Origin of the sequence: Bacillus sp. TH22 (assembly GCF_016651015.1) — a bacterium.
GTDB lineage: Bacteria > Bacillota > Bacilli > Bacillales > Bacillaceae_G > Bacillus_A > Bacillus_A mycoides.
In genome coordinates this window covers 1180110-1203614 of sequence record NZ_JAEKER010000001.1, presented here as the reverse complement: position 1 = coordinate 1203614, position 23505 = coordinate 1180110, and the positions used below count along the sequence as shown (strand labels likewise).

Sequence of the window (23505 nt, the reverse complement as noted above, 5' to 3'; positions counted from 1 at the left end):
GGGGGGATAGAACGTGGATGTGCTAATTAACTTATTTGTAAATGGCGTTTCGACAGGGATGCTTATTTTTTTATTAGCGTCTGGTCTATCACTTATTTTCGGTTTAATGAGCGTACTAAATTTTGCGCATGGCGGTTTATTTGCATGGGGAGCATTTACAGGCGTTTGGTTATTTAATATGACAGATAGTTATTTATTAGCGCTAATTGGGGCAGTCGCTATGGGTATGTTCCTCGGTTTCATTTTAGAAAGATTTCTTATTAGACCAGTGTATGGAAACCATGTGCGGCAGCTTCTCGTGACACTCGGAGGAATGCTCGTTCTTAGCGAGTGCATCAAAATATTTTGGGGTCCTAATCCAATTGCTGCAAAATTACCGTTATGGCTTCAAGGCAGTTTTACATTTGGAGGAGTTATCTTAATAAAATATCGCCTATTCGTTATTTTAGTTGGGATACTAATTTACATCGCTTTACTATTGCTGCTGAAAAAAACAAAGATAGGACTTATGATTCGCGCTGGTGTAATGGATAAAGAGATGGTTCAAGCTCTCGGAATTAACGTAAAAGCGATATTCTCGTTTGTTTTTTTATTAGGAGCAGGGATGGCGGCGTTAGGTGGTTTTCTACTAGCACCATATTCAGGAGTTATTTTTGCTGAGATGGGTATGCAGTATGCGATTTTAGCTTTTATAGTAGTGATAATTGGAGGATTAGGAAGCGTACAAGGTTCAGCAATCGCTTCTTTAATTGTTGGATTAGCTGGTGCTTTTACAGCATATTTTATACCGGATTTATCACTTGCAATTAATATGTTAATGTTACTATTTTTCTTAATAGTGAAGCCAACGGGACTTGTTGGTGAAAAGGGGTGAAATGGTGAACAGTACATCGAATCGAATTAAAGTATACTTCGGAGTATTTATGCTCATTTGTTTAAGTGTATTTCCATTCGTAAATGATTCACGGAGCTTGTTAATTTTGTTCACTCAAATCTTCATCTTTGCTATTTTCGCTATGAGTTTTGATGTTCTCCTTGGATATACAGGTATTGTTTCATTCGGTCATTGTATGTTCTTTGGTATAGGGGCGTATGGGGTAGCACTTTTATTTGATCGACAAGGGGTGTCTATCACAAACTTTTTTATAGGAATAGCAGCCGCAATTATTGTATCAGCCATCGTTAGTTATATAATCGGTTTGCTTTCTTTACGGCTGAAAAGTCATTTTTATGCAATGTTAACGCTCGCTATTTCCCAGCTGTTTTTTGTACTTGCTGAAAAATGGCGTTCACTGACTCATGGAGGAGATGGATTTACATTTCGTGTACCAGATATATTCCGTGATCGTTTTACATTTTATTATATAACATTTATATGTCTAATCAGTATTTTCATTTTGTTACGTCTTTTCACAAAATCTTCAATTGGGAAAGTGTTAAAGGCGATTTCACAAAATGAACAACGAGTTGAAGCACTTGGCTATAAAGTTCTTCATTATAAAATTATTGCTAGTGTTGTTGCAGGAGTAGTTGCAGCGATTAGCGGTGGTTTATTTGTCATCACATTACGCTTTGTTAATACAACTGTATTTTCAATTGAAATGACGTTAAATGCATTATTGATGACAATGATTGGGGGAGTTGGAACGTTAATCGGAGCTATTGCTGGAGCGGGGATTATTGAATCACTGAAATATTATTTATCAGAACTAGCTACAGAGTATCCGATTTTTGAAAGGTGGACGATTATTCTAGGTTTATTATACATTATCGTGTTATTAGTTTTTCCAAAAGGATTAGTTGGAACGGTTAAGAAGTTGAAGAATTTTAAAAGAAGTAAGAAGGAGAAGAGTACAGGGGTGGAACAGAACGTGTAAAATAAGTCTTCAAGATGAAAAGGGATGTCCTAGTAGTTAAACATATTAACTAGGTAACATCCCTTTTTATTTTATTAAGCCGTACGATAGTATATGAAGTTATATTAGCGATTCGAAAAGGGATATTTATTTACCCGTAAAATACGACAAGTGTAGCCTTTTTATTAATTAAATAGTTCACCTGGAATCACTTTATCTAAGTCTCGAGTTGTAAAGAAGTTAATAGGTAGTTTTTCAACCGCGACATTTTCAACTGGAACTAATTTATCATTTCTAATCGGTAAAAAAGCTATCCCATTTCCCTCAACAATAAACTCTTCAATAAGCGAATAAGAATCTAACTGTTGAAGTTGATGCTGAGATAGATTGTTTTCTTTTAGAAATTGTATTGTCATATTTCTAAAAGGGCACTTTTTATCGTTACTAACAAAGAAAAGTTCTTTTGAAAAGTCAATGTTACACTGTTCTTTCGCTTTTAATAAGCCTACAGAAATTGAAGTGGTGAATACTTTTTTAAACGCTGCGTCGGGATAATCCTCATAAGTTATGACCATATCAACTTTTTGTTGCTGTAGTAGTTTTTGTAAATGGCTACTACTTTCTATATATATTTGATAATTCCTGAAATTTTCTTTAATACGCATACTTAAATAATTAGTCAAAATAGATTGTGACGTCGCTATTACATAAGAAGATGCACTTGTTTTAATTTCATCTTTGGCTTCTTCTAAAAGAGCTAATATTTTATTCGTGTAGTCTAATAAAATGTCACCAGAAGGTAACAGGGAGACACCTTTGTTATCTCTATGTAGTAAAGGCGTTTCTAATTCTTGTTCTAATTTTTTGATTCGCTCAGTTACATTTGGTTGTACATAGCCTAGCTCTTTAGCGGCTTTACTAATAGATCCTTCGTTAGCTACAGTTTTAAATATGATAAGATCATTTATTTCCATTCATTTCAGCCCCTTATACGGTATCATTATAAATGATATCAAACATAATTTATACCTATTTTACGTCAGCCGATCATCGGTTTATCATTATATATATAAGATCGAAAGTGAGTGATAAACATGATTGGTATGCAATATAAGGTCATTTTGCCAAAAGATTATGATATGGGGACTATTAGAGAAAGGGTGAAAAAGAATGGTTATAAAACGGATGGTTTTCAAGGGTTGAATTTTAAGGCTTATTTAATTGCTGAGGCAGGTAAGGATGGGGGTTTCCATAATTGTTATGCACCTTTATATATTTGGAATGGTCATGAAGGGATGAATAAATTTATCTTTGAAGGGTATTACGATAATATTTTGCAATCGTTTGGGTGGCAACAAATAAATATAGTTGTTCCATTAGTTGTTAATTTAAGTAATGATTTTAGAAAAAGTAGATATGCTGTTGAATATGCAGGGAGTATTTCTCAAAGTAAATCGCTGATTGGGACGCAATTAAATAAAGTAAATGAAAATGTGCAAAACATAGAAAAATGTTTAGGAAATGTAATAGTTTATAATCCGGATAAGTGGGGATATAGTCAATTCAGTTTTTATAAGGAAAAGCCTGAAATAGATGTAATGGGCGATGTTACTATTTATGAGATTTTACATATTTCACGAGGATATGTTGTTGAATGCTAAATTAAGAAAAAGGAATGAAAATCTATGCCTTTTGTGAACGTTTATTATCATGAAGATATATTAAATAAAGAAGAGTTGAAAAAGATAGGTGAATGTATCCATCTTGCATTAATTGAACATTTTAACATCCCTGAAAATGATTATTTTCAAATATTTTTACCTTATCAACAAAATCAATTTTTGTATAATCCATATTATTTGTTGGAAAGAGGAGAAATGAGAACTGAGAATATGATTCATGTTTCTATTACATGTGGACCTGGAAGAACAGTGCAACAGAAAAAAGGTTTGTATCAATCTATATCCTTTGAAATTTCAGCATGTTCTAATGTGAAAGTTACTGACATTTTTATTACATTACATGAGACAGCTGCTGAAAACTGGTCATTTGGTCAAGGGATGGCACAATTGGTAAAAATGAAGGGAGCAAAATGATGAATGAACCAATTGAATTTTATATTCCGAAGAAAATGAGAGAAATAGCACCTGTATTTTCTCATTATAGTGAAGAGATATTATTTGAGGAAGTGTGGCGGGATGCCACTTTAACATTAAGAGAAAGAAGCTTATGTACATTGTCGGCACTAATCGGTCTTGGTAATACAGAACAATTATCATTTCATCTGAAGCTAGCTAAACAAAATGGGATAATGGAGAATGAATTAATTGCATTAATAACACATATGGCTTTTTATGTTGGTTGGCCAAAAGCTGTGGCAGCTTTAAATATAGCAATGAATGAAATGGAAAGTTAAGAATAATGATTTTGGGAGGTATTTTTAACATATTTCTACTTGCATTACTATCACTTGAGTGGTAAAGTGATAGTAAGATCAACGCTAGGAAGTGATGAAACATGCGTGAAAATACGATAGGATCGTTAATATGGCTACGTTTAATACGATTTACGAACCAAAGTAATCAAATGTCAAATGAGTTTTTAAAACGTTTTGATTTAACAACAGCCCAATTTGATGTGCTTTTGCAAATACGGACTTATCAGCCATTAACACAAATGGAGTTAGCAGAAAAAGTTACCGTTACACAAGGCGGTATTTCTCGAATGTTAACACGTCTTGAAAAAGAAGGATATATTATACGAAAACAAGATTGGAAAACGAAAACAATTAGTCTTACAGAGCAAGGGGAAGCGGCTTTAGAAAGAGCATTGCCAGAGCAACTTGCATTTCAATCATCATTTTTTGATGATGTATTAAATGAAGAAGAGCAGAAAATACTATACGAGTTGATGTCAAAAGTTCATAAGCATAGTGAAAAAAAAGAATTACCGAATGAGTAATTTTTTTTACTTAATCAATTGACTAATCAAGTGATAAAGAGGAGGAAGTTTTATGTATACAATTCCAGGACATCACCACATTTCTATGGTGACTAAAAATGCGAAAACGAATAATAATTTTTATCGAGATGTTTTAGGATTACGCCGGGTGAAAAAGACAGTCAATCAAGATAATCCATTTATGTATCATTTGTTTTATGGTGATTTAACAGGGAGTGCCGGAACTGAATTATCATTTTTTGAAATGCCGAATGTAGGTAGAACAATCCGTGGTACAAATGCAATAACACAAATAGGCTTGCTCGTACCTTCAATAGAAAGTCTTACATTTTGGAAGAGACGTTTTGAGTCACTCCAGGTGGCGCATGGGGAAATTACAACTTACGCCGGAAGAGACGCACTGCACCTTGAAGATCCAGATGGTCTACGGTTAGTGCTGTTAAATAATAAAGATGAAGAGGTGCCTGAATATTGGACTGCATGGGATGAATCTTCTGTAGAGCAGAATCATCGTATTTTAGGCATGGGAACAGTTGAAATGACAGTGCGCAGTTTAAATAAATTATCAAAAACATTAACAGGTTTGTTTAGTTATAAAGAAGTATCTCGTTCAGACGATGAGGGGATTTATCAATCTATCGATGGTCAATCTTTTGGAGAAATTTTGGTGAAACAGCAAGATGGAGAGAGTGAAAGACCAGGAAAAGGAAGTATTCATCATTTAGCTATTCGTGTGAAAAATGATGAAGAACTGAGTTATTGGAATGAAGCGGTGAAAGATAAAGGGTTCCAATCAACAGGGATTATCGATCGCTTTTATTTTAAAAGTTTATATTTCCGTGAGTCAAATGGCATTTTATTTGAGATTGCGACGGATGGACCAGGATTTACAGTAGATTCAACAGTTGAAAAATTAGGAAAAGAGCTGGATTTACCACCATTTTTAGAAGAGAGAAGAAAAGAGATTGAAGAGAAATTAATACCGCTTTATTAAAAGGGAGAGAGCAACTATGGAAAAATACCGTATTGATACAAGTAAGGGAATTGAATTTGGATTATATTCAATTGGAGATCATATTTTAAATCCGCATAATGGTTCGAAAATAAGTGCAGAAAAAAGAATTCATGAACTAATTGAAACAGCTAAGTTAGCAGATGAAGCTGGAATTGATGTGTTTGCTGTCGGTGAAAGTCATCAAGCGCATTTTACAACGCAAGCTCATACAGTTATTTTAGGAGCTATTGCACAAGCTACGAAAAACATTAAAATCGCGAGTTCTGCAACAGTATTAAGCACGTCAGATCCGGTTCGTGTATATGAGGATTTTGCCACAATTGATTTAATTTCTAATGGTCGTGCTGAAATCGTTGCTGGTCGTGGATCTCGTATTGGGGGATATAGTTTACTTGGTTACGATGTAAATTATTATGAAGAACTATTTGAAGAGAAGATGGATCTTTTATTAAAAATAAATAAAGAAGAAAGTGTAACATGGAAAGGGCAGTTTAGAACGCCACTTGAACATGCGGCAATTATACCGAGAGCTAAAAATAACAATATGCCAATTTGGCGTGCTGTTGGAGGGCCACCTGCTAGTGCAATTAAGGCAGGACGCGCAGGTGTACCAATGATGCTTACGACACTTGGTGGCCCAGCTGTTAATTTTAAAGTTTCGGTTGATGCATATCGTGAAGCAGCTGAGCAAAGTGGTTTTGACCCAGCAACATTACCAATTGCAACAACAAGTTTATTTTATACAGCAGAAAATTCACAAGATGCACTTAGTGAATATTATCCTCATATTAATGCTGGTATGCTTGCGCTACGCGGTGGTGGGTATCCAAAACAACAATTTACTAACGCAGTAGATCACCGTGATGCGTTAATGATTGGTAGCCCGCAACAAATTATTGAAAAAATGCTTTATCAATATGAATTATTTGGACAGCAACGTTTTATGGCACAGATTGATTTTGGCGGTGTACCATTTGATAAGATTGAGAAAAACATTGAATTAATTGCTACCGAAATTATGCCGGCTGTTAGAAAATATACAACGAAATAATGATTAAAGTACCGGGAATATAATTTATTCTCGGTACTTTTTTATTTAGTCTGTTTGAAAAATGACAAAAAAACGAATTTTATGTCTAGAGAAAGGGGAGTTTTTTCTATTTGTGAATAACAATATTGTTGATTTGAATTTTGGAAATACATTTTTCTCTTGACAAAAATGTAACGTGTTTTTAGGTTTGGTTCGAGGACATTTTTCAAAGGGAAAGTCAAGCGTATGAAGAGAAAAACATAATAACAATTGATATAAGAGTGTGTTGTATGTTTGAAAAGTACGTTTTTAAAATGTGAGAAATCTAATTCAAAAAAATTACAAAAGACATATTTCAGACAAAATCCTGTCAATAATACGTCAAAAATCACCTGAATTTATTATGTAAGTATATTATACAATTCGATTAACGAATAAAACACTACTGAAATAGTGAAAAGGTAAATCGTATGAAGAAAGTTCTTTTGTAATTATCTAAAAAACTGACAATCTATATTTTCAGAAAGTACATAAACGAATTTATCTTTTTGTATTTCCAAATGATTGAATTGTTCGTTATGAAGTGAATTCATACAATTCAATCGATATTACGATATAAAAAAATATGAAGGAAGTGACTTTAGCATGGAAACGCTCGAATTGGCACGAATACAATTTGCATCAACAACGATTTTTCATTACTTTTTCGTTCCGCTGTCTATAGGTTTAGCTTTTATCATTGCGTTAATGCAAACGTTGTATGTGGTAAAGGGACAAGAAATTTATAAGAAGATGACAAAGTTTTGGACACAAATATTCCTTGTTAACTTCGCAGTAGGTGTAGTAACAGGTATTTTACAAGAATTTCAGTTTGGTATGAACTGGTCAACGTATTCACGTTTTGTTGGTGATGTTTTCGGACCATCACTTGCAATTGAAGGTTTATTAGCATTTTTCATTGAGTCTACATTCCTAGGTTTATGGGTATTCGGTGAGGATAAACTTCCGAAGCGAGTTCACCTTTTATGTATTTGGCTCCTCTCAATAGGAACAATGTTATCAGCATTTTGGATTTTAACTGCAAGTGCATTTATGCATGCCCCAGTAGGATATGAAATGGCAGCAGATGGACGTGCGCAAATGAATGATTTTTGGGCGATTATTCAAAATCCACAATTATGGGTACAATTCCCGCATACAATTACAGCGGCAATTGCAACTGGTGCATTCTTTATTGCAGGTGTAAGTGCATGGAAAATATCAAAAGGTCAAGAAACTGCGGTGTTTAAAAAATCGTTCCGAGTTTCTATCGTTGTTGGAACAATTACAACAGCATTCGTATTATTTTTCGGTCATGCACAAGCACAAAATTTAATTAAGTCACATCCGATGAAAATGGCAGCAGCTGAAGCATTATGGAATACGAGTGAGGATCCAGCGCCATTTACAGTATTTGCAAAAATTGATACAGAGAAGAAAGAAAATTCGTTTGAAATTCAAATCCCTTATATGCTAAGTCTATTGTCATACGATAAATTTAGCGGTCAAGTTGAAGGGATGAACCAAATTCAAAAACAATATGAAGAAAAATATGGACCTGGAGATTATATTCCGCCAGTACATACTATGTTCTGGAGTTTTAGAGCGATGGTAATGAGTGGAACATTCATGCTTCTTTTAGGAATGTACGGCTGGTTCTTATCAAGAAAAGATCGCTTAACTGAAAACCCTTGGTATTTAAAAATAATGGTATATGCAATTGCACTACCGTTTATCGGTAATACAGTAGGTTGGATTATGACTGAAATGGGACGTCAGCCTTGGGTTGTCTTCGGTGTTATGAAAACAGAAGATGCTGTATCTCCAAACGTTTCATTTGGAGAAGTATTATTCTCTCTTGTTTCATTCACATCACTATATTTAATTGTTGGAGGAATTACTGTTTACTTATTCGTTCGTATCATTAAAGGACATGCGAATAAGAAAACGAAAAAGGATTATCAAAGCCATGATCCATTTGATAAGGAGGAAGAGTATGTTATCTCTTAATGAGTTGTGGTTTCTAATTATCTCAACCTTATTCGTTGGCTTCTTTGTACTTGAAGGTTTCGATTTTGGTGTAGGAATCGTTTCAAGGTTTTTAGGGAAAAACGATTTGGAAAAACGTATATATTTAAATACAATTGGGCCGTTTTGGCACGCGAATGAAGTATGGCTTGTTTGTGCTGGTGGCGCTATGTTTGCGGCATTTCCGCACTGGTATGCAACTTTATTTAGTGGGTTTTATATTCCATTTGTGTTTATGCTTCTTGCATTAATTATAAGAGGTGTTTCCTTTAAATTCCGTGCGAAAATAGAAAATCATAAATGGAAGAGTTTCTGGGATTGGGGCATGTTTATTGGAAGTTTGTTACCTCCCATACTTTGGGGAGTTGCAATCGCAAACTTTATGACAGGTGTACCAATTGATGAAAGTAAAAATATGGTAGGCGGGTTCATGAAATTACTTCACCCATTTGCGTTACTTGGGGGAGTTATGTTTCTTCTTCTATGTATTGTTCATGGTTTGCAATTCCTTACTATACGTACAACAGGGAAATTACGAGAACGCGCACGTATTGCCGCGACAAAGATTGCACCTTTTGCATTAATAACACTTCTTGTTTTTGCAGCTGTAGGGTTATGGAAAACAGATATTTTCACCGCACATGGTTCAGAGTGGCTAATGGTTCCAATTGGAGCTTTTGTAGCGCTATTTGTTTCTACTTTATTAAATAAAAGAAGAAGAGATGGTTGGGCTTTCTTTATGACGAGTTTAACAATCATTTTGTTAAGTGCAAGTGTGTTCATCGGTATGTTCCCGCGTGTCATGATTAGCTCATTAGGAGCGGTAAATGATTTGACAATTTATAATGCGGCATCAGGACCTTATGCATTAAAATTGATGAGCTATTTTTCTCTTGCTATTTTACCGTTTGTTATCGGTAGTCAAATATGGAGTTTCTATGTATTTAGACAACCTGTTAAGTCAGACAAAGATTTGGAGTACTAATGAAAAGAAAAAGAGGACTTCCGTCGTATCCTGGTAGCCGAGTTTTATATGTAACTTTAAGTCTTATTAGCATTTTAGAGGCGTGTAGTATCATTGCGCAGACAGTATTTTTAGCACGAGCAATCACATTTTTATTTTATGGAGAAACAGTGCAAGCTGTGCTAAATGAAACTGTTTATTTTGGGATCACGTTTGCAGCACGCCAAATGTTAGTGCGAACATCGCAAATATTGGTGGAGCGTTTCGCTGAAAAAACAGGATTTGCATTACGTAAACAGTTAATAGAAGCATATTTTACGTTAGGGCCGAGATTTGTCCAAACGAATGGGACTGGTCATCTGGTTACTTTATCGATAGAAGGTATTGAGAAATTTAAAACATATATTGAATTGACAATTCCTAAAATGATTAGAAGTAGTATCGTTCCAGGGCTAATTGTTCTATATGTTTTTACACTGGACATTAAGTCTGGAATCATTTTAGTTGTAACGATTCCAATTGTGATCATATTTATGATCCTTCTAGGATTAGCAGCGCAGAAAATGGCGGATAGCCAATATGAGACATATCGTGTACTTTCTAATCATTTTGTAGATACGTTAAAAGGATTAGAAACATTAAAGTATTTAGGGAAAAGTAAACAGCACGAAGGAAAGATTGAAAAAGTAAGTAAACGATATAGAAAAGCAACGATGCGTACTTTGCGAGTTGCTTTTCTTTCTTCTTTTGCATTAGATTTCTTTACGAGTTTATCAATTGCATTTGTAGCAGTTGGATTAGGGATACGGTTAATAGATGGGACAATTATACTGTTGCCAGCTCTTACGATTTTAATTTTAGCGCCGGAATATTTTCTGCCGATTAAGCAAGTTGGAGCGAATTATCATGCTACATTAGATGGACAACTTGCAATGGAGCAAATAGAAGAAATTTTACAGAAACAAAAAGAAATAGAAAAGAAAGATTCAAATGTAGATATAGTATGGAATTCTTCTAGTAGTTTGAAATTACAAGATGTAAAAGTAAATAATGATGAATCTGAAAAGGCTATATTAGAGGGAATTGATTTTACTTGGCAAGGTAACGGTGCTATAGGCATTATTGGTGAAAGTGGGGCAGGGAAATCAACGTTAATCGATGTGTTAGCAGGATTTCTACCGCCTTCGGGTGGGAAGATGTTAGTAAATGGTGTGGAAATTGGTGAATCTACTCGAGAAGATTGGCAAAAAAATATTGCTTATATTCCGCAGCAACCTTATATTTTTCCGCTTTCATTAAAAGATAATATTTGTTTCTATGAAACGAATACAATTGATGAAGAAGTTGAGAGAGTTATTAATGAAGTTGGTCTTCGTTCGCTCGTTGCATCATTACCACAGGGGATGTACGAAAGAATTGGAGAAGGTGGACGTATGCTTAGTGGCGGACAAGAACAACGTGTCGCTATGGCACGTGCACTTTTAAGTAAAAAGCCAATCATTTTATTAGATGAACCTACAGCACATCTTGATATTGAAACTGAATTTGAAATAAAGCAATCGATGTTACGTCTGTTTGAAGGTAAGTTAGTATTTCTTGCAACGCATCGTCTGCATTGGATGAAGCAAATGGATCATATTCTTATTTTAAATAAAGGGGAAATTAAAGAAAGTGGAACATATGAAGAACTTTTAAAGAATGAGACATTACATTTTCATAGGGAAGAGAGGGGAGAGCGATGAGTAATTGGATTAAACCTTATATACAGCAAAATAAAGGTAGAATGACGTTGACTATTTTCCTCGGGCTTCTTGGAGTTAGTTCAGGTGCGATGCTACTTTTCATTTCAGGTTATTTAATTTCTAAATCTGCTCTCAGACCAGAAAATGTAATGGCTGTATATGTTCCTATAGTTGCAACGCGTGCGTTTAGTATAGGGCAAGCTGTCTTTCATTATTTAGAGCGTTTAGTAGGGCATGACGTCGTTCTACGAATTTTAGAAAAAATGAGAACAAAACTATATAGAATTGTAGAACCACAGGCGTTATTTTTCCGCTCTCGATTTCAAACTGGTGATGTACTAGGTGTATTGTCTGATGATATAGAACATTTACAGAATCTATATTTACGTACAATATTCCCTAGTATATTAGCGTTAGTTGTATATAGCATTTTCGTAATTGTTATAGGTGCATTTGACTTAGTATTTGCACTTATCGCAGCTTGTATGTTAGCTGTTATTGTTTTTCTTCTCCCATTCGTATCACTACTTTTGATGAAACGACATCATGTTGCTTTGAAGCGAGGAAGAAATCGTTTGTATCAACAATTGACAGATGCTGTATTTGGATTATCTGATTGGCAGGCGAGTGGTAGAAAAGATGAATTTATTAATGAGTATGTAGCGCAAAATGTCCAGTTGTTAAAGACAGAAAAGAGAGTGAAACGCTGGTACCATATTCGAGACAGTATCATTCATTTAACAGTCGGCATTGTAGTTATTTCAATGATTATGTGGACTGGAAATCAAGCGGCAAGTGAACAGATTGCACCTACAGTTATCGCAGCTTTCGTATTAATGACATTATCTGTGACAAATGCGCTTATCCCTATATCAGATGCTATTGATCGAATTCCATCTTATGTAGAATCTGCTCATAGGCTTAAAAGCGTAGAAAGTGATATCATTTTGCAAGATGGAAATGAGTTACCTGGAGATAAAGATTACGTTGCACAAAAACATATAGATATTGAACTGAGTAATGTGTCGTATAATTATCCGGATAGTAATGAACCTGTATTAAAAGATGTATCATTGCAAATAAAGGCAGGAAAGAAAATTGCTATTTTAGGTAGAAGTGGAACAGGGAAATCTACTTTACTAAAATTGTTAACTGGTGCACTACGTCCGGTGAATGGCCAAGTTATATTGAATGGTGAACAAGCTCGTACGGATTTTTTGTCAAAATATATTTCTGTATTAAACCAAAAACCACATTTATTCGATACGACAATTGGAAATAATGTGCGGATCGGTAAACCAGAGGCTAATGATGAAGAGATATGGAAAGCTTTAGAGAAAGCACAGCTAGCACCACACATTGCTTCTCTTCCTGATGGATTACAAACAAAAATGCATGAAATGGGAAAGAGGTTTTCTGGCGGAGAAAGGCAAAGGGTAGCATTTGCAAGAACTCTTATGCAAGAAACACCGATTATTGTGCTTGATGAACCGACTATCGGTTTAGACCCTAAAACGGAATTAGCCTTAATAGAAACAATGTTTTCTGCAACAGAAGAAAAGACTGTTATTTGGATTACACATCATCTTGTAGGAATTGAACATGTAGATGAAGTTATTTTCCTTGATAGTGGCCAAATCGATATGCAAGGTAGTCACGAACAGCTACTGAAAGAAAATGAGAAATATCGTAGGTTATATGAGCTTGATAAAGGTATATAGGAATGAAATGCAAAAAACCACAAATTCTTGGTAGTTCAAGGTTCGTGTTTTTTGTATTTGTGGTGAAATCATATAAGCCGTATAAGCTATTTGATCATGAAATGGTTATATATTGTTAGAAAGGGTGTTTAAAATCTATCCTTTCAAGGCAATACTTGAGCCATAGTGAATGGATTGTTGGAAGGCGTGATTATATGTTTGAAGAGGATGGCATTGTTTTAATTTTGGAGCCTGCTGATGAGCGGAATCTGAGGAAATTTATTTTTACAGTACCGAAGTCAGTTTATGAAAAAAAAGAAATTTTATTACATTACGGAACACCTTTAGGCCAAGGATATACAGACATTATAGAAGATATTATTAGTGTACATATAGACATAGATATTATAACAGTAATAGGGCATGTGAGAGGATAAAGAGAAACTTTAATTAGTGAGAGTTATACGTACCTGGAAAACAGACGTACTGAAAAATAAGTATGTCTGTTTTTATATTTAAATGAAGATAGTTTCGAGGTACATGTTGAACAGGATAATAATGATTTTTCTAGAATGTATAAGAGGAAGATTAAAAAATAAGATATGATGTGATAAAGTGTATAAGAAGAAAATAAAGTGTTTATAAATGAATAAAAGTATGGAAATTATTTAGGAGGTAAAAATGAAGTTTACAAAAACAATGTTACTTTCAATTGTAGTTTCAATTGGTTTGATGGGATGTTCGCTAGTAGAGGAAGGGAAGAACTCCATAGATTACGCTCAAAAAGCGACAGACTATGTAAATGAAATAAGTGCATTTGCAAATGAAGCGCCAGCATTAGCAGAAAAGGCCGTTAATGATGGGGAAGCCCGGAAAGAACTAGAAACGAAACTTACTGAAATTAAACAAGATATACCAGCTTTTAATGAATTAACACCACCAGATGTAGCGAAGGATCTTCACCAGCAAATCGTCGGGTATAATGAAAAGTTAAATACATTAATTGATACATCTATGACAAAGATAGAGGAAGGGAAAATGAATGTAGAGCAGTTTAAAAACTCTGAGCTTATGCAGACGATAGAACAAGTTCGTGATTTGAAAGATAAGGTTCAAAATTTAGGGCAATAACAAAAAGATCCGTTTATGATAAACGGATCTTTTTGTTATTGAATACAATAGATGATTACACCAATGACAATAATAATGTTGCCAATGATTTTTCGTTTCGTGATTTTCTCCCCTAGGAAGTACCAACTGAAAATTAAAATGATGATATAACTTAATGATTCTAATGCAGATGCTTGCTTTAATGCCATGCCCTTTAAGGCGATCACATTTAATCCGGCATTAATTACAAATAAAAAGTAGCCGATGATAACATAAGGATTCACATATTCTTTTATTCTAGAATCGTATTGTTGTAAAGTAGCCTTTTTTAATAATATTTGTGAGTAATTGGCTAAAATTATCCCAAATATCAATAATAACATATAACTATTCATCTTTTGTCACCACCACAATTCCGACGATAATAATAGCTGCGCCAAGTATGTGATTCCACTGTATCGTATCTCCAAACAGGAATACTGACCAAAGCATTGACCATAGTATGATAATCCCACGGTGTGAATATGCTCTAGAAATTTCAAAGTTCTTAATGACTTGTTGCCATAGAATTGCATATCCGAATAAAAGTACAACAAGTCCGAAGTAAGCAATAAAAAATGAAATTGATGCAATAGGGAATTGAGATGCCCATTTCATGTAAACCATAATGATAGAATATATCAAGAAGGCTACATGTAGAAATACATAGTTTTTAATAGTTGGTTTCATATATTCACTCTCTTTTACTTTATATACACGTATGTAAACTCGATGTATATAATCAATAGCTTCTTATTATATATAAAAGGCATATTGAAATGATTTTTGTTTATTTCTTCACATTCCAAAATATATAGTATCATGTCTTCTAATGTAAAACAATAGAAGGCAATGCGTAGCTTTAGAGCTGAAAATAATAGAGCTAGTAGAGTTAGATTTTCCACTGTTCTATAATTTGTATCGTTTTATTTGTTGCATCCATCTCTACTTGAATACCTATTGGCAAAGTAATCATTGGATGAGTATGACAACAGTCAAAATCGGCTAGAAAAGGAAGTTTTTGATTTTGTAATACTTCTAATAATATTTCGTAAGGTTTTCTATTTGTACCACAATCATCAAATTGCTCATGTTTTCCAAGGATGATACCTGAAACTTTATCAAAAACGCCGTTAATTTTAAGTGATGAAAAACTTCTTTCGATAGTAGCTGCATCTTTTGAGCTATCTTCAATAAAGAGAATGTCACCATCTTGAATAAGTGGCATATAGGGGCTACCCCAAATACCTTGTATAGTATTTAAATTCCCACCAATAATACGTCCAGTAGCTTTCCCACCAATTACTGAAATCCAATTGTTCGGTCGAAGATCTTTTTCTTTCGTTTTTTCTTCCCAATTAATAAATTCATCTGACCAAAATAACGGCTGGTTTATGTTGTAAGGAAGGTGTTGATCAGTTAATAAAGTATCCGCAAAATATTTGTACGTGCAATCTACGAAAGGCTCAAATTCACCAAAAGAAGGAACAAGTGCTGGACCATAAAATGTAGGAATTCCTGTTTTTGCATAAATACCTAGTAATAATGCTGTTGTGTCTGAATAGCCAATCATTAATTTAGGATTCTTTTGAAAAGTCTCATAATCAATATAAGGTAATAATGAATTTGAATTCAGTCCCCCAATTGTTGACATGATACAAGAGACGTTAGGGTTTCTAATCAAGTCATTTAATTCATCAGCACGTTCTTTAATGCTCCCGGAGCGATAATAATCATATTGACCTGCTAGTGAACCTTCTAATATATGAAAACCTTTCTGTTCTAAGTATAATTTTGCTCGCTCAAATCTCTTTGGAGAAGTATAGGTTACTGGTGAAGAGGGAGAGTAGATGCCAATTGTATCGCCATATTTTAATGCTTTTGGAAGTATCATTTGTATAAATCCTTTCTATTATATAGTGTTTTTGTGTTTAAATATAATTGAATATTCTTATATTTCGTTGTTTTTAGTGTAACACATATGAAAAAGAGAACGAGGTTGAAATTATAATTGTTATAGATGAATAAATATGCTTTTTACCTTGACGATATAAAGTAATTGTTGTTATGGTTAAACATGAGTGTATAAAAGGTTTGTTAAAGGAGTTTTAGAATGAAGCGGTTAAAATGGGGAAGATTAACAATCCTGTTAGTAGTAATTCTGGGTATATGTTGGTTCTTTTTCCAAGGAGTTCAAAAGAGTGAAACAAATGTAGATACTCAGCCTTTACAAGTGGCAGAGCTACCTAAAACAGGGCTATCTGAAAAAGTAGTTCCACCAAAATATATACCACCAGAAATTGATGCAAAAGCAGCTATTATTATCGATGCGAGTAATGGAGAAGTTATTTATCAAAATAATGAAAATGAAGCTGTTGCCCCTGCTAGTATGTCAAAAATGATGACAGCATATCTCGTTTTAGAGAGTATACATAATGGGAAAGTCCACTGGGAAGATCCAGTGAAAATAAGTGCAAAGTCGGCACAAACAGAGGGTGCAAAAATCCCGATGCAAGCAAATGATACATTAACTGTTAAGGACTTATATCATGCGTTAATGATTGAATCGGCTAATAATTCGGCTGTCGCTTTAGCGGAACATGTAGCTAAGACAGAAAAAAACTTTGTTCAACTTATGAATGAAAAAGCAAAGCAGTTAGAAATGTCAGATAAAGCTAAATTCGCGAATGCTTCCGGATTGCAGGAGCCCGACGGAAGTGAAACAAAAATGACAGCAGCTGACGTAGCGAAATTAGCGTATCATCTTATAAAAGACTATCCAGAGATATTAGAAGTGACTCACTTACGTCAAAGTCAGTTAGCATTTAATAATGTTAATGTTACAAGCACAAATGAGATGTTAAACAAAAATAATAAAGCTTTATATATAGAAGGAATAGACGGATTAAAAACAGGATTTACAGATAGCGCAGGGTATTGTTTTACAGGTACTGCAAAACAAGGTGATAATCGCATTATTACAGTTGTTATGGGGACAAAAAGTAAAACAAAACGTTTTACAGAAACACAGAAGCTGATGTCCTATGCTTTTCAATTGGTTAATTAGGTGAAGAATTAAGTTAATTGCTATAAAAAGAGACAGACAGTTTATTTGAACCTTGATTTTGGTGATAATAAGCTGTTTTTTAAATTTTGGGAGTATGGGGGGGAAACTCAAGTGATATCATTTGAGTTTGTTTTTGTTTGTTGATATTATTAAGTTAAGAACTTATTAATAATAAGTTCGAGAGGCATTATATGCTTCGTACATATGATACTGCCTCAAATGAAAATTGGAGGGAATTGTAATGGCAAAAGATTTTTACTCAGCAATTGAAGACAGAAGATCTATTTACGCGATTAGTAAAGAGCAAGTAGTTTCTGATGAAAGAATTCAAGAAGTGATTTATCATGCTGTGAAACATACACCTTCGGCTTTTAATTCTCAAAGTGCAAGAGTTGTTGTATTACTAGGTGAACAACACGACAAATTATGGAATGTTACGAAAGAAACGTTACGAAAAATTGTGCCTGAAAATAATTTTGCACCTACTGAAGAGAAAATGAATGCATTTAAAAATGGCTATGGAACAGTTTTGTATTTCGAAGATAGTAAAGTAGTAGAAAGTTTGCAAGAGAACTTTGCACTATATAAAGATAATTTTCCTACATGGTCTCAGCAATCTTCTGGAATGTTGCAATTTGCGATTTGGACAGCATTAGAGATTGAAGGTTTTGGTGCTACACTACAGCATTATAATCCGTTGATTGATGAAGAAGTAAGGAAAGAATGGGATGTACCTGCAAACTGGAAGTTAACTGCGCAAATGCCATTTGGTAAACCAGTAGTTTCTGCAGGAGATAAAGAATATCAGCCATTAGAAACTCGTGTGAAAATTTATAAATAAAATAAAAAATAGAAGGTGAACAGAGATATAATCTGTTCACCTTTTTATACATGGTATGAGTTTTTATGCTGAATTGTTTTCATTTGCTCTTTTAGTTCGTTTTTCTTTGTTTCAATGATTGTTACCTTTTTAAACGTTGTAAACGATAATAAGTGAGTAAGAGCAGAGTAAAGTTCGATATTATTATTCATGTGATCGTCTATTATTTTTTCCACAAATGCAACTCCTCTTTTTATGTGATTATACATATTCTATCAATAAAACCCTAATAATTCCATATTTAGTAGAGAAACGAAATAGTCAATTGTGTTTTTAGTATGGGAGTGCTCTCGAGGGGGCGTGAAATCTTACAAATCATCGCGTTGTTTAAAATTATACATAGTATAGAGAATTCATTTTCTTAAAATATTATACTATTGATTAATAAAGTGTTTTTTGTCATGATAAGAGTGTGCCTCATGAAAAAGAACTTTCTAGAAAAATATATTGTGTTTATGTATTAGATTAATGGAATTTTCATATTAGATAGAAAGTGTAAAATCTATATTGAAATAACGTATGAAATTTTAAATTTTGATGTAATACATAAGGAATTTGAAAAAATCGTTGCAAAAACACACTGTTTAATGATAAAGTTCACATGAAGTTCACACTAAATTCACTTCAATCGTTTAAAATAAACGATGTGTGAAAAATAAAACTCTTGCTAAAAAATGGAACTGGATGAATATTTTACTTTGATAATATTGTAAAGTACTAAGTTTATAGTTTTCTCAAGAGGATAGTAGGGAAAGGAAGTAAAGACAACTTATGAAAAAAGTAATCGCAGGTTTAGCAGCAGCATCTGTAGTAGGTGTAGCAGTTCCTGGAATGGATTCTGCTCATGCACAAGTTTCAAATGATGCGCTAAAAGAAATTAATGGACAAACTCAAACTCAAACTCAAACTCAAACGACTGTAACTGAAACAAAAAAGGTAGAAACAACTTCTGAATTAAAATACACGGTAACAGCTGATGTATTAAATGTACGTTCAGGTGCTGGTACAGGACATGACGTTATTTCTAAAGTAAAAGCAGGTCAAGTACTTCAAGTAATTGGACAAGAAAACGGTTGGTTCAAAGTTAGTGTAAATGGTCAAACAGGTTATGTAAGTGGGGACTTCGTAACAACTGGTGGCAATAAAGGAACTACTGTTCAACAAGGAACAGGTACTTACACAGTAAACGTTTCTTCACTAAACGTACGTACAGGCCCAAGTGCATCTCATACTGTTTTAGGTTCTGTAAATAAAGGGAAAACAGTTCAAGTTGTAGGTGAAGTTCAAGATTGGTTTAAAATTAACTTCAATGGTGGAACTGGATACGTAAGTAAAGACTTCGTAACAAAAGGTGGTTCAGCTGTATCTAACGAAACACAGCAACCAACTACAAACAACAACAACAATACTACTACAGTTCAAACTGGTGGTTCATATGTTGTTAATACAGGAGCTTTAAAAGTACGTACAGGTCCAGCTACATATAACCCTGTAATTGGTGGGGTAACAAACGGTACAGTATTAAACGTTACTGGCGCTGAAAATGGTTGGTATAAAATTAACCATAACGGCCGTACAGGTTACGTAAGTGCAGACTTTGTGAAGTTTGTAAAAGGCGGAGTGAACAATGTAGTTACTGGTGGTAACGAAGGTACTAATCAAGTACAAAAACCAACAGCACCAACAGGTGGAGATACATCTTCAATCGCTGGATTCGCTAGATCTTTAAACAATTCAAAATATGTATTTGGTGGTACAACACCTGCTGGTTTTGACTGCAGTGGATTCATTCACTACGTATTAAATCAAACTGGTCATAAAGGCGCTCGTCAAACAGTTGCTGGATACTGGAGCTCTAAAACAAAAACTAGCAATCCACAACCAGGTGATTTAGTATACTTCTCTAACACTTATAAATCAGGTCTTTCTCACATGGGTGTTTACTTAGGAAACGGTCAGTTCATTAGTGCAGAGAATGAAAATGTTGGTGTAAGAATTAGTTCAATTAATAACTCTTACTGGGCTAAACACCTAACAGGTTACACAAAAGCATACTAAGAAAAAGTAGTTTATATACTACTTTTCGTATAGAGAAAAGGCTTTCCAGGGAAACTTGGGAAGCCTTTTTCATATTTAGATAAACTAATAGTATAGTAGTGTTTATCACGCTTCAAAGTTCATTGGGGTTCGGGAAAATAATGAGTGGGGGTGGATAATCCCACTCATTAAAGATTGACTTTATGTCAATTTCCCGTGCAAAAACTTAGCATATAAATCATGAAAATAGTTTGGACGGAATAAGTTTGCTGCATGACCTGCTAATGGAATTTCTTTATATAAAACGTTCGGAAGAATGGACTTCAAATCAAAGAGACACGATTTATAGAGATGATCATGTTCTCCCATCACCCATAATATAGGATGGGGAAGTGCTTTTAATTTAGATTTTAAGTCGAATTCTAAGCGGTGTCGTAATGACTCAGCAATAATGGACGAGTGTAATTGTAATCCGAAACGGTAATAAATATTTCGGGAAATAACAGCGAACGGATTTGCCCTTAGTATTCCACTTGGAAAAATAGTACTAGCATACTGAGAAAGCCAAGATGAATATTCATCACCACGTTTTTCCCAAAAATTCTGAAAAACATTATATAAACGAGAAGGGTTATTATAATGTCCACCAATATGACAAATGCTCAATACTTTTTCTGGATGCATTTGTGCAAATGTCGTAGAGATATAACAGCCATAGCTTAGAGCACAAATATGAGCCTTTTTAATTCCCTCTTTTTCATACAAGTTCAATAATTGATCTACGAGGCGCTGTATTGAAAAGTCGATAGCTTCTCCTTTATCGTCGCCGTGACCTAATAAATCATAAGTTATAATGTTGTAGGAGGCAGAAAATCGTTTATGCTCTTTTTTGAAGGCGCGGCGATTTCCAACTAATCCATGAATAAAAATGATTGTTTCCTTTTCGGAATGTTTATTTGTTTGCAAAAAGGATACTCCTTTCAATGCTTCGGAGATTTATATAGTGTTTTAAATTAGCTAATTAATAAAATTAGTTATATATTTTCTATGCGTAGTCTATAATTTACATAGAATAATAATAAGTACCAGGTAATAATATCAGATATTTATACTTGTTGTAAAGATGAGTTTATATGTATATTTTGTAAAATTAGAAAAAAGTGTGTTTACATTCAGTTTACATTTATAGCGTATTCTAGTTTTAGAAAGAATAGTTTTGTTTATAACGAGGAGATGAACGACAATGGAAGTTAGGAATACAGAAAAGAAAAAAGGGAATTGGAGGCAGTTTTTACGTCTCATTCAAGATACAAATCCACCGAAAGGCATTCTTATTTTTGCATTAATAATGAGCTTACTTTCTACTGGAGCGAGTTTGTTTATTCCAATGCTGACAAAAGGTTTAGTTGATAATTTTTCACTTTCTTCAATTAGTACGGGACAAATTTTTGGATTAATTGCATTCTTTATTATTCAAACAATTGCTGCAGGATTGTCAATTTATTTACTGAATTATATTGGACAAAAAATTGTAGCTGGACTTAGAGAACGATTGTGGAAAAAGGTACTTATTTTACCAGTGTCTTATTATGATCAAAACAGAACGGGAGATACAATTAGTCGTATGACAAATGATACAGGTGTTGTTAAAACATTAATTTCTGAGCATTTGTCAAACTTATTAACAGGCGGTATCTCAATTATTGGGTCATTAATTGTATTATTTGTTTTAGACTGGAAAATGACAATTTTACTTTTAACGGTTATTCCATTATCGGTACTAATTTTAGTTCCACTTGGACGGAAAATGTATAAGATTTCAAAAGCACTTCAAGATGAAACGGCTTCTTTTACTAGTGTATTAACACAAGTACTATCAGAAATTCGTTTAGTAAAATCTTCAAATACGGAAAAAAAAGAATATGAAACAGGTAATACAGGTATCCAAAAATTATTGCAATTTGGTTTGAAAGAAGGAAAAGTGCAAGCATTAATTTCACCTGTTATGTCGTTTGTTTTAATGGCATTGCTTGTTATTATCGTAGGGTATGGTGGAATGCGAGTTTCTAGTGGTGCATTAACAACAGGTGAACTTGTAGCATTTATTTTGTATTTAGTTCAAATTATTATGCCGATGAGTCAGTTATCTATGTTCTTTACTCAGTTCCAAAAAGCAATTGGTGCAACCGAAAGAATTAATACGATTTTAGAATATGAAGTAGAAGATCATGAAACAGGTATGAATGTTACAAATGCGAAGCAGCCGATCGTTATTGAAAATGTACATTTTGAGTATAACGAAGAAGAGAAAATCTTGAAAAATATCGACTTCACGATTGAATCTGGAAAAGTAACGGCGATTGTAGGACCAAGTGGTAGCGGAAAAACAACTTTATTCTCGCTGTTAGAACGTTTTTATGAGCCAACTAGTGGTTTCATAAAATTAGGGAAAGAACCAATTACAGCATATTCATTACAATCATGGCGACGTCAAATTGGTTACGTTTCACAAGATAGTCCGTTAATTGATGGAACGATTCGTGATAATATTTGTTACGGTGTTGAGGGTGAAGTGACGGATGAAGAAATTGAAAAAGTAGCAGCGATGGCGTATGTTGATGCGTTTATTCATGATTTACCAAGTGGATACGCAACAGAAGTTGGAGAGCGTGGTGTGAAGCTTTCTGGAGGGCAAAGACAACGAATTGCGATTGCTCGAGCGTTACTACGAAATCCGCAAATCCTTATGTTAGATGAAGCGACTTCAAGTCTTGATAGTAAATCGGAATCGGTTGTTCAGAAGGCGTTAAATAACTTAATGAAAGGTAGAACAACTTTAGTTATTGCGCATAGACTTTCTACTGTTGTAGATGCAGATAAAATTATCTTTATTGAAAAAGGGAATCTTACAGGAAGTGGCTCACATGATGAGTTATTACGGACACATGACATGTACCGTGAATTTGCAATGCAACAATTGAAAATTAAAGAAGGAGCATTATAGAATGAAAACAAACAGTGAAGGGGCACTTCACTG

General features: G+C 34.0%; 24 protein-coding genes. 18 read left to right on the top strand and 6 right to left on the bottom strand.

Translation table 11 applies throughout. The features are described 5' to 3' along the window. Nucleotides 1-13 precede the first annotated feature (13 nt). Together JFU18_RS06050 and JFU18_RS06045 are read left to right on the top strand one after the other, a co-directional pair. Nucleotides 14-874: a branched-chain amino acid ABC transporter permease gene (locus JFU18_RS06050; protein WP_193654048.1), complete on the top strand. Its 861-nt coding sequence runs from the start codon at nt 14-16 to the stop codon at nt 872-874. A gap of 49 nt (nt 875-923) precedes the next feature. Continuing rightward, nucleotides 924-1877 (top strand): branched-chain amino acid ABC transporter permease, encoded by a 954-nt coding sequence (locus JFU18_RS06045; RefSeq protein ID WP_002126891.1) that lies wholly within the window; start codon nt 924-926, stop codon nt 1875-1877. 164 nt (nt 1878-2041) lie between these two features. Here the strand turns inward: JFU18_RS06045 and JFU18_RS06040 are convergent, their stop codons facing one another. Then, the gene (locus JFU18_RS06040; RefSeq protein ID WP_002031321.1) at nt 2042-2830 is read right to left on the bottom strand and encodes a LysR family transcriptional regulator; all 789 of its coding nucleotides are present in this window, start codon (nt 2828-2830) and stop codon (nt 2042-2044) included. Between the two features lie 120 nt (nt 2831-2950). Between JFU18_RS06040 and JFU18_RS06035 the strand changes: the two genes are divergently transcribed. The 12 genes from JFU18_RS06035 (at nt 2951) to JFU18_RS05980 (ending at nt 14466) form a co-directional block, all read left to right on the top strand. Further along, entirely contained in the window at nt 2951-3517 is a 567-nt protein-coding gene (locus tag JFU18_RS06035; RefSeq protein WP_201033638.1) for a DUF4865 family protein, read from the top strand. Nucleotides 3518-3541: 24 nt separating this feature from the next. Next, on the top strand, nt 3542-3952 hold the full coding sequence (locus JFU18_RS06030) for a tautomerase family protein (protein WP_002126897.1): 411 nt from the start codon (nt 3542-3544) through the stop codon (nt 3950-3952). Then, a complete protein-coding gene (locus tag JFU18_RS06025) occupies nt 3949-4272 on the top strand; it encodes a carboxymuconolactone decarboxylase family protein (protein ID WP_242486437.1) in 324 nt (107 codons plus the stop codon). Before JFU18_RS06030 ends, JFU18_RS06025 begins: the two co-directional genes overlap by 4 nt. A gap of 101 nt (nt 4273-4373) precedes the next feature. Further along, nucleotides 4374-4817 (top strand): MarR family winged helix-turn-helix transcriptional regulator, encoded by a 444-nt coding sequence (locus tag JFU18_RS06020; protein WP_002012331.1) that lies wholly within the window; start codon nt 4374-4376, stop codon nt 4815-4817. A 52-nt stretch (nt 4818-4869) separates the two neighbouring features. Further along, nucleotides 4870-5811, top strand: coding sequence for a ring-cleaving dioxygenase (locus JFU18_RS06015; RefSeq protein ID WP_201033640.1), 942 nt, complete (start codon nt 4870-4872; stop codon nt 5809-5811). Between the two features lie 16 nt (nt 5812-5827). Beyond that, complete coding sequence (locus tag JFU18_RS06010; RefSeq protein WP_002126901.1) at nt 5828-6883, top strand: LLM class flavin-dependent oxidoreductase; 1056 nt, start codon at nt 5828-5830, stop codon at nt 6881-6883. 624 nt (nt 6884-7507) lie between these two features. Beyond that, complete coding sequence (gene cydA / locus JFU18_RS06005) at nt 7508-8911, top strand: cytochrome ubiquinol oxidase subunit I (protein ID WP_201033641.1); 1404 nt, start codon at nt 7508-7510, stop codon at nt 8909-8911. Then, on the top strand, nt 8898-9914 hold the full coding sequence (gene cydB / locus JFU18_RS06000; protein ID WP_016103182.1) for a cytochrome d ubiquinol oxidase subunit II: 1017 nt from the start codon (nt 8898-8900) through the stop codon (nt 9912-9914). Before cydA ends, cydB begins: the two co-directional genes overlap by 14 nt. Then, nucleotides 9914-11635 carry a thiol reductant ABC exporter subunit CydD gene (cydD, locus tag JFU18_RS05995; protein ID WP_201033642.1) on the top strand — a complete coding sequence of 574 codons (1722 nt, stop codon included), beginning with the start codon at nt 9914-9916 and terminating at the stop codon, nt 11633-11635. Before cydB ends, cydD begins: the two co-directional genes overlap by 1 nt. Next, nucleotides 11632-13356: a thiol reductant ABC exporter subunit CydC gene (gene cydC / locus JFU18_RS05990; protein WP_201033643.1), complete on the top strand. Its 1725-nt coding sequence runs from the start codon at nt 11632-11634 to the stop codon at nt 13354-13356. Before cydD ends, cydC begins: the two co-directional genes overlap by 4 nt. A 194-nt stretch (nt 13357-13550) precedes the next feature. Further along, the gene (locus JFU18_RS05985; RefSeq protein WP_063217781.1) at nt 13551-13772 is read left to right on the top strand and encodes a hypothetical protein; all 222 of its coding nucleotides are present in this window, start codon (nt 13551-13553) and stop codon (nt 13770-13772) included. A 244-nt stretch (nt 13773-14016) separates the two neighbouring features. Next, complete coding sequence (locus tag JFU18_RS05980; protein WP_002012340.1) at nt 14017-14466, top strand: DUF6376 family protein; 450 nt, start codon at nt 14017-14019, stop codon at nt 14464-14466. A 35-nt stretch (nt 14467-14501) separates the two neighbouring features. Here JFU18_RS05980 and JFU18_RS05975 read toward each other — a convergent pair whose 3' ends face one another. The 3 genes from JFU18_RS05975 to JFU18_RS05965 form a co-directional block, all read right to left on the bottom strand. Continuing rightward, complete coding sequence (locus tag JFU18_RS05975) at nt 14502-14840, bottom strand: EamA family transporter (RefSeq protein ID WP_002135751.1); 339 nt, start codon at nt 14838-14840, stop codon at nt 14502-14504. Then, nucleotides 14833-15174: an EamA family transporter gene (locus JFU18_RS05970; protein WP_002086172.1), complete on the bottom strand. Its 342-nt coding sequence runs from the start codon at nt 15172-15174 to the stop codon at nt 14833-14835. The genes JFU18_RS05975 and JFU18_RS05970 overlap by 8 nt, the downstream gene beginning before the upstream one ends. Nucleotides 15175-15376: 202 nt before the next feature. Beyond that, nucleotides 15377-16378 carry a S66 family peptidase gene (locus tag JFU18_RS05965; RefSeq protein ID WP_201033644.1) on the bottom strand — a complete coding sequence of 334 codons (1002 nt, stop codon included), beginning with the start codon at nt 16376-16378 and terminating at the stop codon, nt 15377-15379. Between the two features lie 219 nt (nt 16379-16597). Here JFU18_RS05965 and JFU18_RS05960 point away from each other — a divergent pair, with 219 nt between their 5' ends. Beyond that, nucleotides 16598-17551, top strand: a complete 954-nt coding sequence (locus JFU18_RS05960; protein WP_201033645.1) for a D-alanyl-D-alanine carboxypeptidase family protein — start codon at nt 16598-16600, stop codon at nt 17549-17551. 241 nt (nt 17552-17792) lie between these two features. After that, complete coding sequence (locus JFU18_RS05955; RefSeq protein WP_016094247.1) at nt 17793-18392, top strand: nitroreductase family protein; 600 nt, start codon at nt 17793-17795, stop codon at nt 18390-18392. Nucleotides 18393-18436: 44 nt separating this feature from the next. On the opposite strand, the gene JFU18_RS05950 is transcribed toward JFU18_RS05955, so the two are convergent. Then, complete coding sequence (locus tag JFU18_RS05950; RefSeq protein ID WP_170972603.1) at nt 18437-18607, bottom strand: hypothetical protein; 171 nt, start codon at nt 18605-18607, stop codon at nt 18437-18439. Nucleotides 18608-19202: 595 nt separating this feature from the next. On the opposite strand from JFU18_RS05950, the gene entFM reads away from it, so the two are divergent. Beyond that, complete coding sequence (entFM, locus tag JFU18_RS05945; protein WP_201033646.1) at nt 19203-20489, top strand: enterotoxin EntFM; 1287 nt, start codon at nt 19203-19205, stop codon at nt 20487-20489. Between the two features lie 180 nt (nt 20490-20669). Here entFM and JFU18_RS05940 read toward each other — a convergent pair whose 3' ends face one another. Further along, the gene (locus JFU18_RS05940) at nt 20670-21434 is read right to left on the bottom strand and encodes an alpha/beta fold hydrolase (protein WP_002135756.1); all 765 of its coding nucleotides are present in this window, start codon (nt 21432-21434) and stop codon (nt 20670-20672) included. Between the two features lie 277 nt (nt 21435-21711). Between JFU18_RS05940 and JFU18_RS05935 the strand changes: the two genes are divergently transcribed. Beyond that, entirely contained in the window at nt 21712-23472 is a 1761-nt protein-coding gene (locus JFU18_RS05935) for an ABC transporter ATP-binding protein (protein ID WP_201033004.1), read from the top strand. Nucleotides 23473-23505: the final 33 nt, after the last annotated feature.

What these genes read in the sequence shown, in the direction of transcription:
- entFM (WP_201033646.1), top strand. Translation starts at nt 19,203, where the DNA reads ATGAAAAAAGTAATCGCAGGTTTAGCAGCAGCATCTGTAGTAGGTGTA.
- cydA (WP_201033641.1), top strand. Translation starts at nt 7,508, where the DNA reads ATGGAAACGCTCGAATTGGCACGAATACAATTTGCATCAACAACGATT.
- JFU18_RS06010 (WP_002126901.1), top strand. Translation starts at nt 5,828, where the DNA reads ATGGAAAAATACCGTATTGATACAAGTAAGGGAATTGAATTTGGATTA.
- JFU18_RS05935 (WP_201033004.1), top strand. Translation starts at nt 21,712, where the DNA reads ATGGAAGTTAGGAATACAGAAAAGAAAAAAGGGAATTGGAGGCAGTTT.
- cydB (WP_016103182.1), top strand. Translation starts at nt 8,898, where the DNA reads ATGTTATCTCTTAATGAGTTGTGGTTTCTAATTATCTCAACCTTATTC.
- JFU18_RS06015 (WP_201033640.1), top strand. Translation starts at nt 4,870, where the DNA reads ATGTATACAATTCCAGGACATCACCACATTTCTATGGTGACTAAAAAT.
- cydC (WP_201033643.1), top strand. Translation starts at nt 11,632, where the DNA reads ATGAGTAATTGGATTAAACCTTATATACAGCAAAATAAAGGTAGAATG.
- JFU18_RS06025 (WP_242486437.1), top strand. Translation starts at nt 3,949, where the DNA reads ATGATGAATGAACCAATTGAATTTTATATTCCGAAGAAAATGAGAGAA.
- cydD (WP_201033642.1), top strand. Translation starts at nt 9,914, where the DNA reads ATGAAAAGAAAAAGAGGACTTCCGTCGTATCCTGGTAGCCGAGTTTTA.
- JFU18_RS06040 (WP_002031321.1), bottom strand. Translation starts at nt 2,830, where the DNA reads ATGGAAATAAATGATCTTATCATATTTAAAACTGTAGCTAACGAAGGA.
- JFU18_RS05960 (WP_201033645.1), top strand. Translation starts at nt 16,598, where the DNA reads ATGAAGCGGTTAAAATGGGGAAGATTAACAATCCTGTTAGTAGTAATT.
- JFU18_RS06030 (WP_002126897.1), top strand. Translation starts at nt 3,542, where the DNA reads ATGCCTTTTGTGAACGTTTATTATCATGAAGATATATTAAATAAAGAA.
- JFU18_RS05985 (WP_063217781.1), top strand. Translation starts at nt 13,551, where the DNA reads ATGTTTGAAGAGGATGGCATTGTTTTAATTTTGGAGCCTGCTGATGAG.
- JFU18_RS06035 (WP_201033638.1), top strand. Translation starts at nt 2,951, where the DNA reads ATGATTGGTATGCAATATAAGGTCATTTTGCCAAAAGATTATGATATG.
- JFU18_RS06020 (WP_002012331.1), top strand. Translation starts at nt 4,374, where the DNA reads ATGCGTGAAAATACGATAGGATCGTTAATATGGCTACGTTTAATACGA.
- JFU18_RS06045 (WP_002126891.1), top strand. Translation starts at nt 924, where the DNA reads ATGCTCATTTGTTTAAGTGTATTTCCATTCGTAAATGATTCACGGAGC.
- JFU18_RS05975 (WP_002135751.1), bottom strand. Translation starts at nt 14,840, where the DNA reads ATGAATAGTTATATGTTATTATTGATATTTGGGATAATTTTAGCCAAT.
- JFU18_RS05955 (WP_016094247.1), top strand. Translation starts at nt 17,793, where the DNA reads ATGGCAAAAGATTTTTACTCAGCAATTGAAGACAGAAGATCTATTTAC.
- JFU18_RS05970 (WP_002086172.1), bottom strand. Translation starts at nt 15,174, where the DNA reads ATGAAACCAACTATTAAAAACTATGTATTTCTACATGTAGCCTTCTTG.
- JFU18_RS05980 (WP_002012340.1), top strand. Translation starts at nt 14,017, where the DNA reads ATGAAGTTTACAAAAACAATGTTACTTTCAATTGTAGTTTCAATTGGT.
- JFU18_RS05965 (WP_201033644.1), bottom strand. Translation starts at nt 16,378, where the DNA reads ATGATACTTCCAAAAGCATTAAAATATGGCGATACAATTGGCATCTAC.